The sequence below is a fragment of the Pantoea rwandensis genome (assembly GCF_000759475.1).
GTDB lineage: Bacteria > Pseudomonadota > Gammaproteobacteria > Enterobacterales > Enterobacteriaceae > Pantoea > Pantoea rwandensis_B.
The window spans coordinates 3,204,972-3,218,793 of sequence record NZ_CP009454.1 but is presented as its reverse complement, the minus strand read 5'-3'; the positions used below and the strand labels follow the sequence as shown (position 1 = coordinate 3,218,793).

General features: G+C 52.7%; 12 protein-coding genes, 3 tRNA genes and 2 pseudogenes. 13 read left to right on the top strand and 4 right to left on the bottom strand.

Going from position 1 to position 13,822, the window contains the following annotated elements:
- Positions 1–6: 6 nt before the first annotated feature.
- The 4 genes from pgsA (at position 7) to LH22_RS14715 (ending at position 1,111) form a co-directional block, all read left to right on the top strand.
- Positions 7–555 carry a CDP-diacylglycerol--glycerol-3-phosphate 3-phosphatidyltransferase gene (gene pgsA / locus LH22_RS14730; RefSeq protein ID WP_034820295.1) on the top strand — a complete coding sequence of 183 codons (549 nt, stop codon included), beginning with the start codon at positions 7–9 and terminating at the stop codon, positions 553–555.
- A gap of 267 nt (positions 556–822) precedes the next feature.
- Positions 823–898, top strand: a tRNA-Gly gene (locus LH22_RS14725).
- Between the two features lie 42 nt (positions 899–940).
- Positions 941–1,014, top strand: a tRNA-Cys gene (locus LH22_RS14720).
- 11 nt (positions 1,015–1,025) lie between these two features.
- Positions 1,026–1,111: transfer RNA gene (locus tag LH22_RS14715), tRNA-Leu, on the top strand.
- Positions 1,112–1,226: 115 nt separating this feature from the next.
- On the opposite strand, the pseudogene LH22_RS14710 reads toward LH22_RS14715, so the two are convergent.
- A pseudogene (locus tag LH22_RS14710) lies at positions 1,227–1,874 on the bottom strand (tyrosine-type recombinase/integrase); the annotation flags it as partial.
- Between LH22_RS14710 and LH22_RS14705 the strand changes: the two are divergent.
- A pseudogene (locus LH22_RS14705) lies at positions 1,864–2,355 on the top strand (DUF4113 domain-containing protein); the annotation flags it as partial. The pseudogenes LH22_RS14710 and LH22_RS14705 overlap by 11 nt on opposite strands.
- Positions 2,356–2,363: 8 nt before the next feature.
- Entirely contained in the window at positions 2,364–2,654 is a 291-nt protein-coding gene (locus tag LH22_RS14700) for a hypothetical protein (RefSeq protein WP_038647703.1), read from the top strand.
- 1,535 nt (positions 2,655–4,189) lie between these two features.
- Here LH22_RS14700 and LH22_RS20750 read toward each other — a convergent pair.
- The 3 genes from LH22_RS20750 to LH22_RS14690 form a co-directional block, all read right to left on the bottom strand.
- On the bottom strand, positions 4,190–4,360 hold the full coding sequence (locus LH22_RS20750) for a hypothetical protein (RefSeq protein WP_167347096.1): 171 nt from the start codon (positions 4,358–4,360) through the stop codon (positions 4,190–4,192).
- Between the two features lie 159 nt (positions 4,361–4,519).
- Positions 4,520–6,016: a SulP family inorganic anion transporter gene (locus tag LH22_RS14695; protein ID WP_038647701.1), complete on the bottom strand. Its 1,497-nt coding sequence runs from the start codon at positions 6,014–6,016 to the stop codon at positions 4,520–4,522.
- A gap of 151 nt (positions 6,017–6,167) precedes the next feature.
- Complete coding sequence (locus tag LH22_RS14690; RefSeq protein WP_034820289.1) at positions 6,168–6,425, bottom strand: biofilm/acid-resistance regulator YmgB/AriR; 258 nt, start codon at positions 6,423–6,425, stop codon at positions 6,168–6,170.
- A gap of 486 nt (positions 6,426–6,911) precedes the next feature.
- Between LH22_RS14690 and LH22_RS14685 the strand changes: the two genes are divergently transcribed.
- From LH22_RS14685 to LH22_RS14655, 7 genes are all read left to right on the top strand, one after another.
- The gene (locus LH22_RS14685; protein ID WP_038647699.1) at positions 6,912–7,343 is read left to right on the top strand and encodes a MarR family winged helix-turn-helix transcriptional regulator; all 432 of its coding nucleotides are present in this window, start codon (positions 6,912–6,914) and stop codon (positions 7,341–7,343) included.
- A 2-nt stretch (positions 7,344–7,345) separates the two neighbouring features.
- On the top strand, positions 7,346–9,025 hold the full coding sequence (locus tag LH22_RS14680) for an MFS transporter (protein WP_038647697.1): 1,680 nt from the start codon (positions 7,346–7,348) through the stop codon (positions 9,023–9,025).
- The gene (locus LH22_RS14675) at positions 9,022–10,110 is read left to right on the top strand and encodes an HlyD family secretion protein (protein WP_038647695.1); all 1,089 of its coding nucleotides are present in this window, start codon (positions 9,022–9,024) and stop codon (positions 10,108–10,110) included. Before LH22_RS14680 ends, LH22_RS14675 begins: the two co-directional genes overlap by 4 nt.
- Positions 10,107–11,477: an efflux transporter outer membrane subunit gene (locus LH22_RS14670; RefSeq protein WP_038647693.1), complete on the top strand. Its 1,371-nt coding sequence runs from the start codon at positions 10,107–10,109 to the stop codon at positions 11,475–11,477. Before LH22_RS14675 ends, LH22_RS14670 begins: the two co-directional genes overlap by 4 nt.
- Positions 11,478–11,711: 234 nt before the next feature.
- Positions 11,712–12,101: a hypothetical protein gene (locus LH22_RS14665; RefSeq protein ID WP_038647691.1), complete on the top strand. Its 390-nt coding sequence runs from the start codon at positions 11,712–11,714 to the stop codon at positions 12,099–12,101.
- A gap of 197 nt (positions 12,102–12,298) precedes the next feature.
- Positions 12,299–13,030, top strand: coding sequence for a beta-ketoacyl synthase chain length factor (locus tag LH22_RS14660; RefSeq protein WP_038647689.1), 732 nt, complete (start codon positions 12,299–12,301; stop codon positions 13,028–13,030).
- Entirely contained in the window at positions 13,020–13,820 is an 801-nt protein-coding gene (locus tag LH22_RS14655; protein WP_038647687.1) for a lysophospholipid acyltransferase family protein, read from the top strand. The genes LH22_RS14660 and LH22_RS14655 overlap by 11 nt, the downstream gene beginning before the upstream one ends.
- Positions 13,821–13,822 lie beyond the last annotated feature (2 nt).

The window sequence follows — 13,822 nt, the reverse complement described above, 5'->3', positions numbered from 1 at the left end:
TGGCATATGCAATTTAACATTCCGACGTGTCTTACCCTGTTTCGAGTTGTACTGATTCCATTCTTTGTGCTGGCATTTTATCTGCCTTTTCAATGGGCACCTTTTGCCACTGCATTGATCTTTGTGGTTGCCGCCGTGACTGACTGGTTTGATGGTTTTCTTGCCCGCCGCTGGAAGCAAACCACGCGTTTTGGCGCTTTCCTCGATCCTGTAGCTGACAAAGTGATGGTGGCCATTGCGTTGGTACTGGTTGCCGAGTATTTCCACGCCTGGTGGATTACCTTACCGGCAGCGACCATGATTGCGCGCGAAATTATCATCTCAGCCTTACGTGAGTGGATGGCGGAGATTGGTAAGCGCAGCAGCGTAGCGGTTTCCTGGATTGGCAAAGTGAAAACCACGGCGCAGATGTTCTCTCTGTTCGCCTTGCTGTGGCGTCCAGACGCTACGGTGGTGGGGGTGGGTGTCGTAGCACTGTATATCGCCGCGGTGCTGACCTTCTGGTCAATGTTCCAGTATTTGAGCGCCGCACGCGGTGATTTGCTCGATAGCTGATCGATGCGATTTAAAAAGCAGCAAACGGACGCACTGTGTGGATAATTCTATTGACTCATTGCGTCAGATAAGTAGAATGCATCGCATCGAACGGCAGCGAGTCTGCAAGAAGCTGAATAAAATCAGCGAGTTCGGTGAATTAAAGAATCAAGTATTTCAGTTTTCAGCAAGGCGGCGACTGAACGAACCACAGAAAGCTTACTTCAGTAAGTGACCTGTGTGAATGAAGGAAGCTAACGCAGCAGTAAAGTGAAAGACGAAGATTATGCGGGAATAGCTCAGTTGGTAGAGCACGACCTTGCCAAGGTCGGGGTCGCGAGTTCGAGTCTCGTTTCCCGCTCCAAATTTAGTCGTCTGTTGCTGACAGATGGCACATCAGAATAAAGGCGCGTTGGCAGAGTGGCCATGCAACGGATTGCAAATCCGTCTACCTCGGTTCGACTCCGGGACGCGCCTCCAATTTACACCCTGCCCGGGTGGTGAAATCGGTAGACACAAGGGATTTAAAATCCCTCGGCTTATGGCTGTGCGGGTTCAAGTCCCGCCCCGGGTACCATATTTAGTAGTCGCTTAAAACCTAATAAAATCAAAGCAATATGCAGTAATGTCGTGACCGCCCAAGGGCGGTTTTTTTGTGTCTTCAGTTCTCTTCATAATATGACTTCATAATATCAAACGCTCTTTTTCTGCCCACCGACAATCGGAACGACAACGATCTTGCGGTCGTATGCTGCGGTTTGTTCGACGTTCTTATGCCCGGTGATGGCTCTCTTCTCATAAAGATCACCCTCAAGGTCTGATACCCCTTTTGCTTTCAGATCGTGGAAGGTGAAATCAAAAAGCAGTTCTGGAAATTTAATGCGAGCCTCTTCACGGGCTGCGCTCCAACGACTGTTAAAACCATCGCGCGTATAGCCTGAACCGTTCGGCTGGTGGATGATGAATATACTGCTCATGCCTGGCTTTAGGTTTAGCTCTACTGCCATGCTGATTACAGTAGTCAGGCGAGGGGACCAGCCCTTAATTTGCGCTACGCTTGTTTTGCTCTGTTTAATCAAAATCCCTTCTTCCATGATTTGGCTCTTTTTCATGGAAAGAACATCTGCTTGTCTGGCACAGCATAAATACGCCAACTCCATTGCCACCTTCACAATATCTGGCGCACACGAATATAGCGCCTGATATTCCGCATCTGTGACGTAGCGGTCGCGAGAATCCTCTTTGAACTTCTTAACGCCCTTTGAAGGATTACCCTTCACCATGCCGCGCTCATATACCCAGCGATACATACGGGAAATAAACGCTTTCTCACGTTTAGCCGATTACATGGAAATATGTCAGGCCATCTGCGCTTACGCGGAGCGGGCTGCAGAGAAGTTACGCGAAGAACGCCAGTTCTGCTGTCAGGTAGCGGTTTTTGTTCGCACCAGTCTGCACGCTGTTAATGGAATTTATTATGGCAACCAGGCTATGGGCAATTTACAAACGCCATCAAACGACAACCGAGACATTATCCGGTTGGCTATGGAGATGCTGGGTCGTATCTGGCTCGATAACCGACGTTATATGAAAGCAGGGGTAATGCTGGGTGATTTTTTCAGTCAGGGCGTCTCCTAACTCAATCTCTTTGACGAACACAAACCACAGGCCAATAGCGAGGCGCTGATGCGCGTTGTAGACGGCCTCAATCAAAGCGGGAAGGGAAAACTATGGTTCGCAGGACAGGGCACTCAGAAAGCGTGGGCAATGAAGCGGGAAAGGTTGTCGCTGGCATATACCACTCGAATTTCGAACCTGTGAGTGGCGAGATGACACTGCCGGTGCAGAAGGTGCTTGCGACCAGCACGACCTGTTACCTTGTGGAATGGAAGGGGCGCAGCTGCATCGTTGATGAGAAACGGCGGCCAAAGAATGGTGATGCTGTCCTGCCGGATTTGTCAGGCATTTACGGATGGGGGCACACCTATATGCATCCGCGTCGAATCATCACCGATGAAGGCCAGACTCTGGAAGATGATTTGCCAGGGGATGTGGCAGTGATTGGTGTGGTGACACATGAAGTCACTGCGATACATGAGCAGGATGGCTCGCCGATTTGATGCTTTCAAAAAAGCCCGGAGCAATGGGTTCCGGGCGGCAAAAGTTTTGCCTGTAATTGATGGCGTCCCATTGGGAAACGGGAACCGATTGAGAATAGTATTACCCTTAGAAATAGCCAGCGCACGCTTAAAAAAAAGCACAGGATGCCCTTGAGTTCAGCCTGTGCGGAGAGTTCAGCGTAATCTTTTATAGTTTTTCTTGGCCTGCCGTGATGGGTCGAATCATCACAGCATGGGACTCCAGTGTGCTTGCATCAGAAACACAACTACTACTAGCAAAACCGTAGTGATACCTGGCAGCAAAAGATAACGCATTCTCGCCTCCACGTTTTCGACAGTACCACTTCAAATCTAGTCTATTTACGCAAAAAAGCCCGCGCTGCGAGTGAGATGAAGCGCGGGCAATCTTTTGGGGAAACTATCGTACCTTCTGGTTTCATGCATCATGCGCTTTGCCACAGATAAAGATGTGATCAATACCGCTTAGGCACAAAAAAACCCGCACAAAGGCGGGTAAAAATTCGTTCAATGGGAAATTCTCTTTCGTAAAACATCACGTTTGCTGTGTGTATCACGTCGCTATAATAGCAACAATTGAGGTGTTGATCACAAAACGATCGATGATAAGAATTTACTGAGGGGAGTAGCGAATTTCGTTCTGTTTCGATAGTGATGATTTCACAACATAAAAAAGCCCGGTAGTGTTGGCGTCCGGGCTGCACAATGGGTGCGAATCATGATCAATCAGAGTTTGTCGATAGTACAGGGAAGTAGAAGCGACATTCTGATCATAGGATGGCATTAAGTAAAAGCTAGCGAAGCGGCGGATATAATTTTCAGAATAAAATCGTTGGGAAATCGTGAGAATGAAGGATTTATTAAGGGGGGAATGCTGGAGATGGAAAAGGATGTAAGGCTGGCGGCTGAAAGGAAAAATAAAAAGCCCGGATGAGTCCAATCAGCCGGGCCAGGCACAATACTGTGCCTAACATTTCCAATGAGCTAGTGGTCAACATCACAGGGAATCGAAGTGACAATTTGATGATAGGCGGACTTTAAACAAACGCTAGCGAAGCGGCAGTTAGGGCCGGAAAAGCTTCATAATATCAGGACAACAATGCTCGCAAGCCGTTATTAGATGGAGTGTGCTTACTGAGCTTATTTATGAAAATATTGTTCAAGACGATGTTATCAATAACAAAAGCGACTGATTTAAAATCCCTCGGCTTATGGCTGTGCGGGTTCAAGTCCCGCCCCGGGTACCATGTTTAGTAGTCGCTAAAACCAAATAAAATCAAAGCAATATGCAGTAATGTCGTGACCGCCCAAGGGCGGTTTTTTTGTGCCTGCGATATTACTTCATAATATCAATTCCTAATATCTAACCTCGATATCAACTGCACGTTACAATTGCTCACCTGCTCACCTGCTCACCTGCTCACCTGCTCACCTGCTCACCTGCTCACCTGCTCACCTGCTCACCTGCTCACCTGCTCACCTGCTCACCTGCTCATCTGCTTTGGGCGCGATAAGTCTCAAGCTTGCGGTTGCCCTACAGGACCTTTACTCATCGGGCCGCCCGGAACAGGCTGCTCTGTGGGCACATTTGGACGACCATCAGGCCCAATTGGCCTGTCGGATTGCTGGCAACCCATCAGCGAGACCAGACAAGTGATAATCAGCATTCCACCGAATAAACTCTTCATTAATCACGTCCTTTATTTGGGCAACCGAGCGTTGCTTCCTAAGCGTAGTCGATATATCGCTGACGAAAGCCCATAAAAAAGCTGCCATCTCGTTGGAGATGGCAGCTGAGAGAAAAATCAATCTGGACGAAGTGACTCAAACTCACTTCACTGAAATCATCACCCCAAATTGCCGCTCAGGCGATCGCGGAAATCGCTACTGCGGTTATCCAGCCCGATGACGGTGACTGTCGCACCGTGACGTTGATAGCGGTATTCAATGGCATCCAGGGCCGCGACGCTGGATGCATCCCAGATTTGTGCATGCGTCAGGTCAATGGTGACAACTTTTGGATCGTGTCCGTAATCGAAATGTTCGAACAAATCATTGCTGCTGCCAAAGAACAGCGGGCCGCGTACCGTGTAATAGACCTGTTCACCGTCATCGCTTAACTTGCGTTCAGCATGGATAACATGGGCAATACGACGTGCAAACAGCATCATGGCGAGGATCACGCCAATTAACACGCCGAGCGCCAGGTTGCCTGTCCAAACGGTGACCACGACCGTCAGGGCCATCACCGAGGTTTCTGACCACGGCATACGTTTTAGCGTGGCGGGTTGCAGGCTGTGCCAGTTAACGGTTTTCACCGCGACCACCATCATGATTGCCGCGAGGACCACCATAGGAATCTGCGCCATGATCTGACTCAGTCCGGTGACCAGCAGCAGCAGCACAATACCTGCCGCAACGGTTGAGATGCGCGTGCGTGCTTTGCCCAGCTCAACGTTAACAATGGTTTGACCGATCATGGCACAGCCAGCTATGCCGCCATAAAAACCGGCCAAAATATTACCGACGCCCAGTGCCCAGGACTCGCGGCGCTTACCCGAAGGTGTGTCGGTGATATCGTCCACCAGCTTGGCGGTGAGCAGAGATTCCATCAAACCCACGAAGGCGATACTCAAAGCGGTAGGCCAGACAATCAGCAACGTCTGTAAATTAAACGGCACCAGCAGCGTGGTGAATCCTGGCAAGCCTGAACTCATTGGCCCTTCATCGCCGACGTTAGGCACGCGATAACCCAGCAACAACGCCACCCCGGTGACGACGACAATGGCGACCAGCGGTGACGGGACGCTTTTCAGGATTTTGGGTAACAGCAGCACAATCGCCAGAGCCACGGCAAACAGCACCCACACTAATCCCGATTGCCCCCAGACGTGGGGAACCTGCGCGAAGAAAATCAGAATGCCCAACGCATTCACAAAGCCCAGCATCACTGAACGCGGAATGTAGCGCATCATGCGGGACAGCCCGGCAAGACCAAAAATAATCTGAATAATACCGCCGAGGATTACCGCAGGAAGAATGTATTCAACCCCATGCGCGTGCACCATCGGTCCAATCACCAGTGCCACCGATCCCGCTGCAGCCGTGACCATGGCCGGGCGTCCACCTAAAATCGACAAGGTCAGACACAGCACCACCGAGGCGACCAGACTCACTTTGGGATCGACACCCGCTATAACAGAGAAGGAGATCACTTCTGGGATCAGTGCCAGAGCGGTAATCACCCCAGCCAGACACTCACGGGTAAGCAGCGCAGGCGAGCGTAAAACGCTGCCCACGGTAATATCGTTCGCCGCAGGGGCGTGTTCTGTAGATGGGCTCATAAATGTGCAGGCTCTTTTATTATTTTGCGCATACCGTCACGGCATGGCAGCAACCAGTTGGACACTAAACGCGGATGATGTTAGCGGGCATTGAGGGATGAAGCTAGCGGGAGAGCGAAGAAGAGAGTGATTCCGTCCCTGGAATCCGGTATTACACCGAGAGATCGTCAGGCGTTTTGTTAACCACCAGTTCGAGAAGATGACGATAAATATCCAGTTGGATCACATCACTTTCCATCTCAAGGCGATTAATCAGCGAAGCGATGATGGCTTTATTGGTGACCGGCATGCCGGCTTGCAGGATTTCAGCGATGATCTGCCCGAAAACTTCCATCTCGGTGCTGTCGCTGTTACCGGCGAGTTTAAAATAGTCAGCGATAGCGTCACTGCTGGTGGCGGCGTTTTGCATGTATGAAGCCCTTCAGATCGGTCTGATGGCAACCTGGCCTTCAGTTCCATGATGAAAAAACTTACGCGCGGACAGGCGCGTAAGACCCAAACTCATCAACCAACGCAAAAAAGACACCTCTGAAGGTGGAAATCCAAAAACACCTTCAGAGGCGACGCAAAGTGCATCATTCGTTACGGAGCCAGTCGCTGGCTCACGGGAAGTAAACTTATACAATGAAGCTTAACTTGTACAATGATATTTTTAAGGAATTTGTGCTTATTGTTTTTTATCAATTAGTTGATAAATTTGACTGACGGGAAACTTATACAAAATAGCTGTACAGGAATAGGCTTTAACGCAGACTGTATCAGTTTGAGAACAAAGTGGAAGGGCTAAGGCGCGCGAACTACAGTGCTAATGTAAGCAAACTTTTCATCAGGCTGACACTTTGTTTATAATAACGCACTTGTCTAGTTAGGTATCTAATCATTAGGCTACTACGTTTTGACTGACTATCCGCAACCTTTTTCGCGTTTATTACATCTTACGGCACATGCATGGCGGCTGGCGGTCGATCGTCGCCTGAAAGAGAGTGGCTTAAGTATGAGCAGCTGGATGGCCATCGCGACAGTGGCCACGGCCACGGAGCCGCCGACCCAGAAAGCGCTGGCGCAACTGTTGGGATTAGAAGAAGCAAGCGTGGTGCCACTGGTCGATCGACTGGTTAAACAGCAGTTACTGGCGCGCGTTCAGCCGAAAGAGGACCGCCGTAAACGCTTGCTGGTGTTGACTGAGCAGGGCAGCGTGGCGTTTGCCGAAGTGAAAACCCAGGCAGACAGCTTGCGCGCGCAGTTGCTGGCAGACATCGATCCTGACGCGCTGGCGGTGACCGAGAAGGTGCTGCAACAGCTGCTGGCTCGATTGGGAAGTATCTAATCGTGGCAAAACGCAATCCTTATGCACAACGTGAATGGCTGCCTCATGAAAAACCGATGCTGCCGGGTTCACCTTCCACCCCAATCCACTCGCCCTCAAAGCGCGTGGCGTTTGGCATTATCGGACTGCTGATCTCCATCACCGGCGCGCTCAGTAATGCGCTGGTGACAGCCAATCTCACCAATCTTCAGGGCACCTTTGGCGCTTACAGCAATGAGATTGCCTGGCTGCCGGCTGTTTACGTGATGGGCAACATTTCCATCAACCTGCTGCTGGTTAAATTTCGTCAGCAGTTTGGCCTGCGGCTGTTCACCGAAGCTTTTCTCGTGCTTTACGTGATCGTGGCGTTCTTCCATATCCTGGCCAACGATCTCAGTTCCGCCATTATTGTGCGCACCGCTCACGGGATGGTGGGCGCGGCGCTTAGCTCGCTTGGCATCTATTACCAAATTCAGGCCTGGCCGGCGAAACACCGACTCAAAGCCCTGGTGATCGGCATTACCGCATCCCAGCTGGCGATCCCGCTCGCCCGTTTGTTCTCTACCGAATTGCTCCAGCTGGAAGAGTGGCGCGGTCTTTATCTGTTTGAGTTAGGGTTGGCGATGATAGCGCTCGGTTGTGTTCTGGTGGTGAAGTTGCCGCCGGGCGACCGTATCAAGGCCTTTGAGAAGATGGATTTTGTCACCTTTATCCTGCTGGCACCCGGCATGGCACTGCTTTGCGGCGTGCTATCGCTGGGCCGCATCGAGTGGTGGTTTACCACGCCGTGGTTAGGTATTTCATTAGCCATTTCGTTGGTGCTGATTGTTGCGGCAGTGGTGGTGGAACATAACCGCGCGAATCCACTGATTAACACCCGATGGCTCAGCAACGGCATGATTGTGCGACTGGGCATTGTCATGATCATGATGCGTATTGTGTTGGCCGAGCAAAACACCGGCGCGGTGGGCTTCCTGCAACAGCTTGGGCTGCTGAATGACCAGATGCGTGGCTTGGCTTTAGCGATTATCGCTGGGGTGATTTTTGGCATGATCGCCAGTGCATTGACCATCAAACCGACGCATCTCAGTTGGCCGATCGTCACTTCGCTGGTGGTGATGATCATTGCCTCGTACATGGATGCACAATCCAGCCCAGTGACACGTGGCAACAACTTGTATGTCAGTCAGTTTTTACTCGGTTTTAGCAGCGCGTTCTTCCTCGCACCCGCGATGCTGTTAGGGATTGGCGGTGTGGTGACGCAGCCGAAAAATCTGGTGAGTTTTGTGGTGCTGTTTGGCATGAGCCAAAATCTGGGCGGGCTAATTGGCTCGGCGATTCTCGGCACCTTCCAGACGTGGCGGGAGAAGTACCACTCCAGCCTGCTGGGCGATCAGCTGTCACAGCTTGATCCCAATGTCACCGAGCGCCTCAGCCAATACAGTTCGCTATTTAGCAGCCAGTTGCCCGACAACTTCCTGCTCAGTGCGCAAAGCAGCAGCCAGCTACAAGCCGTGGCCACACTACAGGCTAACGTGCTGGCCTACAACGACACCTATTTATTGACTGCCGCGATGGCGCTGATCACCCTGATGTGGGTGCTGTGGCGATTGACGCGGCTGCGTTATATCAACTGGCGTCAGGCACGCCATAATTTGACAGAACAGCGTCAGCAAGCTTCAAACCCGACGGAGAATTCATGAGCCAACAGGACGATATTCAGGCTGCGGAGCGCGAACGCGCCAACCGCCGACGCATTCTTTCCATCGCTTTCGGCAGCGGCATTGTGATTGTTGGCGTATTGGTGATTTTATACGCCTGGCAGCTGTGGCCGTTTACCAGCACGATTCAGTCAACGGAGAATGCCTATGTGCGCGGGCAGGTCACCTTTATCAGCCCGCAGGTCAGCGGCTATCTGACCGACGTCAATGTGGTGGATTTACAACCGGTCACCAAAGGGCAGTTACTGATGACCATTGACGATCGGATCTATCGCCAGCGCGTGCATCAGGCGCAAGCGCAGCTGGATATGAAAATCGCTGCGCAAAACAATAACCAACAGCAGCGCCGCAGTGCGGAAGCCAATATTCTCAGCAATAAAGCTGCGCTGGAGAATGCCAAAGCCCAGGCGCTGAAAAGCAGTCTTGACCTGAAACGTGTAGAAAATCTGGCGGCCGATGGGTCGCTCTCCGTGCGTGAACGTGACGCGGCGCGTGCCGCTAACGCGCAGGCACAAGCGCAACTTCGCCAGGCAGATGCGCAGGTTGCGGTATCGCAGCAGAGTTTACAAACGGTCATCGTGAATCGCGGTTCCCTGGAAGGTGATGTAGCCAGTGCCAAAGCCGCACTGGAACTGGCCAATATCGATCTGGCCAATACGCGGATTATTGCGCCCGACAGCGGACAGCTGGGACAATTGTCGGTGCGTAAAGGGACCTATGTCACGGCGGGTACGCGCCTGACGTCAGTGGTGCCGGATAACAAATGGGTGATCGCCAATCTGAAAGAGACACAGCTGGCACGTGTGCGCCCAGGATTACCCGTGACGATTCGGGTTGATGCGCTGGACGGCAAGCGCTTTGACGGCCGGGTTGAATTTATTTCCCCCGCCGCCGGTTCAGAATTCAGTGCCATTTCACCAGACAATGCCACCGGTAACTTTGTGAAGATCGCACAGCGTATTCCGGTACGTATTCAAATCCTCGGCGATACCGAAGGATTGCGTCCCGGCATGTCGGTTGAAGTCAATATTGATACCGCAGCAGAGCCGCACAAGGATGCGCCATGAAGCGGTTAATCCTTGCCTCGCTGATGGCGTTGATGGTCAGCGGCTGCGCGACCGAAGTGGAAAAGGCCCCGACATCTTTACCGATCCCGGACAGCTGGCGCCAACAGGTTGGCCCATCGGCAGCTCCCGAAGCACAGTGGTGGCAACGCTTTGGCGACGATAACCTTAACCGCTTAGTGAACCAGGCGTTGCAGCATAACAGCGATATCCTGATTGCCCGTTCACGGGTCGATCAGTACCGCGCGCAATTGCGTGCTGCGCAGGGGGATAATTTCCCCACGCTATCCGCCGGGGTTGCCGCCACGCATCAGCGCGCATTGTCGGCGGTGACCGGGCAGCCGTATGAGAATGCCGTCTTCCAGGGACTGCTGCAGGCAAACTATGACGTGGATCTCTGGGGCAGTCGCAGCAACAGCATTCTTGCCTCGCAAGCGTCTCTGGATGCCCAGCGTGCTGCAGCCTCAGCGGCTGAATTAACGGTTGCCAGTTCGGTGGCCTCCGGTTACCTCAGTTTGTGCGCGCTGGACGAACAATTGCGCGTCACTGAAGCCACGCTGGCCACGCGTGAAAACTCGCTAAATCTGGCACAGCGCCAGTTTGAAACCGGCTATACCTCGCGACTGGAGTGGATGCAGGCGGCATCGGAATATCAGACCGCCAAAGCGCAGGTGCCGCAGTTACAGCATCAAATCGAACAACAAGAGAATGCACTCAGCGTGCTGGTGGGCATGAATCCGCGCGAGATTGCCCGTACCCGCAACTTCGACCACATCAAACCGCAGACGCTGCCGACGTTGTTGCCGTCTCAGTTGCTCAACCGCCGCCCGGATATTGTGCAGGCGCAGCGCCAGTTGATTGCAGCGGATGCCTCGCTGGCCTCGGCGCAGGCCGATTTATTGCCGTCGCTTAATCTGACGGCGACCGGCACGCTGCAAAGTTATCAATTGCATCAGTTACTGGACAATCCCTTCCGCCTGTGGAGCATCGGCGGCAGCATTCTCGCACCGCTATTAAACCGCGAAGCACTGACGGCGCAGGTGGATGTGGCGATGGCCGCACGTAACCAGGCGCTTTATGGCTATGAGAAAGTGGTGCGCGGTGCCTTTTCGGATGTGGATAACGCGTTGGATGCCATTCGTCGCAGTCAGGAACAGCTGACGGAATTGCAGAAGCAAGAAGGCTATGTGACAGAAGCATACCGCATCGCACGTAATCGTTATCAGAACGGTTATGCCTCTTATCTGGATGAACTGGACGCGCAGCGCACCTTGTTCAGTACTCAGCTCAATATTGTCTCAGTGAAAAACACTCTGTTGCTCGCACAAATCGATCTTTACCGATCGCTCGGCGGCGGCTGGCAGGGCTAAACATCATGCCACAAGCCGGTTTTGCGGCAGATTTTACGCTGTAAACCCGGCAATATCCGCTTTTTCCATGGAATGAGGCGCTGCTTAAGTCATTCGTGCTTTTTTTTACTTGTCTTTACATATAGTGGTATTATTCGCGCGCTTTACAAAGTCTGAACGGATCAGTGCAAGTTCAATTACGCACACGGTCGCCATTTGTGGTGATTGGCTACGACAGGGGAAACAAAGGAAATGATGAATAAAAAATTGGCGCTTGCCTTAATCGTGACAGCAGCATTAATGACGGGTTGCGCACCGCGCACCGCACCCATTCAGAACGTGAGCCAGACCGTTGGGCAGAGCTACACGGATAGTCAAATGCAGCGCGCCATTGTTGAAGCCGGTGCGGCCAACCACTGGGTGATTTCCCCAGCAGGCCCGGGCGTGATGAACGGTAAGCTGTCCGAGCGCGGTCATACGGCCGACATTCGCATCACTTATGCTGCAAACAGTTACCGCATTGATTACGTGAGCAGTACCAATCTGAAAGCGGGCAGCGGCCAGATCCATCGTAACTACAACCGCTGGATTCAGAATCTGAACCAGGGTATTCAGACGCGTCTTGCGGTTCAGGCCGTAAAATAAGCGCCATGCGTGATCGCTGACACAATGTTTTAAAGAAAGCGCTAACGCTGCCGAAAGAGAAAACAGGCGGGCCATGTGCCCGCCTTGTTAATCGGCGACATTCGCATGAGACGGATGACGGACTCGAACGCAAGCAGGGAAGGGATGCCGCACAGCGAAAATCTGACCATCCCTGAGGCTGATGAAAGAATACAGGTATGAAACTCGCTTACACCCTGGTTGACTGGCACGCGATTGCACCAGGTCACAGCACTGCCGATGAGTGGCAGCACTGGGCCGGGCAGCAAAACGCGTTAGACGCCACCCTACCGATCGCCAAACCCCAATTTTTGCCGATGATGACTGCACGTCGCCTGAGTGCGGGCAGCCGTGCGGCTGTGGAGAGCGGGCTGGCGCTACTGGCACGTCAAACGGTGGATGCCATTGTGTTTACCAGCCGCCACGGTGAGCTGGAACGTAATCTGCGCATACTCACGGCGTTAAAAGATCAGCAGGCGCTGTCTCCGACCGATTTTGCCATGTCCGTACACAACTCTGCGGTGGGTAGCTTAACCATTGCTGCGCGACAGCCGCTGGTCTCTTCGTCGATTTCAGCGGGCATGGACAGTTTTCAACAGGGTTTGCTTGAGGTCGCGGCTTTGCATCAGGCGGGCTACGCGCAGGTGCTGCTGGTGGATTTTGACGGCGTTGTACCTGCCTATTATCAGCCGTGGCTACCCGAAATTGACCGCTTCAACGCCCCTTACGCGGTGGCTCTGTTGCTGCAATCCGGCAATGAGTGGCGCTGCACAGCAGAGCCCGCGCGCCCCGACGCCGAGACTTTGCCGCAAAGTCTGCAATTCCTGCAGGCGATGTTGCAGGGTGACGAACGAATGACGATTGCCGGTGAACGTCACCTGTGGCACTGGGAGCGTCATCATGGCGGATAATTCGTTAGCCCTGCGCTGGCGTGCTGGCTGCAACTTTTACTGGCGACTGATGATGACCGCCGTGAGTTTTACGCTGTTCAGCGTTGGCGGTCTGCTGCTGTCTGTGACCTGGTTTAACCTGCTACTGTTGATTCAGCGCGATGGTCTGCGTCGGCGTCAGATTGCGCGCAGCAGCATTGCCTGGAGCTTCCGCTGTTTCCTGCGCTTCTGTCGCTTTGTCGGCGTCTACGATTATCAGATCATCGGTGCGGAACGACTGCGCCAGGATCGCGGCTGCCTGATTGTAGCCAACCACCCCTCGCTGATCGATTATGTGATGATTGCTTCGGTACTGCCGGAAATGGATTGTCTGGTTAAGGCCGAATTGCAGCACAACATTTTTTTTAATGGCGTAATCAAATCTGCCGATTACCTGATTAACAGCGAAGCCGATACCTTGTTGCCAGATAGCCAGCAGCGTTTAGCGCGCGGCGATACCATCCTGATTTTTCCTGAAGGTACGCGTACCCGTTATGGTGAACCTTTGAAGCTGCAACGCGGTGCCGCCAATATCGCGGTGCGTGCCGGATGCGATCTGCGCGTGGTACATATTAGCTGCACCCAGCGTATGCTCGATAAGCAAAGTCGCTGGTATCAGATTCCGCTGGTTAAACCCGTTTTTACTGTACGCGTACAATCGCGTATTGATAGCCAGGCCTTCAGTGAAGCCGAAGAAGATGCGCAGCCGCTCGCCGCGCGTCGCCTGACGCGTCACCTGCAACAGGCACTGGTCCCTGAAGAGACAAAGTAAGT

Bases quoted from the DNA above. Each gene is read 5' to 3' on its own strand.
- pgsA (WP_034820295.1), top strand. From the start codon at position 7: ATGCAATTTAACATTCCGACGTGTCTTACCCTGTTTCGAGTTGTACTG.
- LH22_RS14700 (WP_038647703.1), top strand. From the start codon at position 2,364: ATGACACTGCCGGTGCAGAAGGTGCTTGCGACCAGCACGACCTGTTAC.
- LH22_RS20750 (WP_167347096.1), bottom strand. From the start codon at position 4,360: ATGAAGAGTTTATTCGGTGGAATGCTGATTATCACTTGTCTGGTCTCG.
- LH22_RS14695 (WP_038647701.1), bottom strand. From the start codon at position 6,016: ATGAGCCCATCTACAGAACACGCCCCTGCGGCGAACGATATTACCGTG.
- LH22_RS14690 (WP_034820289.1), bottom strand. From the start codon at position 6,425: ATGCAAAACGCCGCCACCAGCAGTGACGCTATCGCTGACTATTTTAAA.
- LH22_RS14675 (WP_038647695.1), top strand. From the start codon at position 9,022: ATGAGCCAACAGGACGATATTCAGGCTGCGGAGCGCGAACGCGCCAAC.
- LH22_RS14670 (WP_038647693.1), top strand. From the start codon at position 10,107: ATGAAGCGGTTAATCCTTGCCTCGCTGATGGCGTTGATGGTCAGCGGC.
- LH22_RS14665 (WP_038647691.1), top strand. From the start codon at position 11,712: ATGAATAAAAAATTGGCGCTTGCCTTAATCGTGACAGCAGCATTAATG.
- LH22_RS14660 (WP_038647689.1), top strand. From the start codon at position 12,299: ATGAAACTCGCTTACACCCTGGTTGACTGGCACGCGATTGCACCAGGT.
- LH22_RS14655 (WP_038647687.1), top strand. From the start codon at position 13,020: ATGGCGGATAATTCGTTAGCCCTGCGCTGGCGTGCTGGCTGCAACTTT.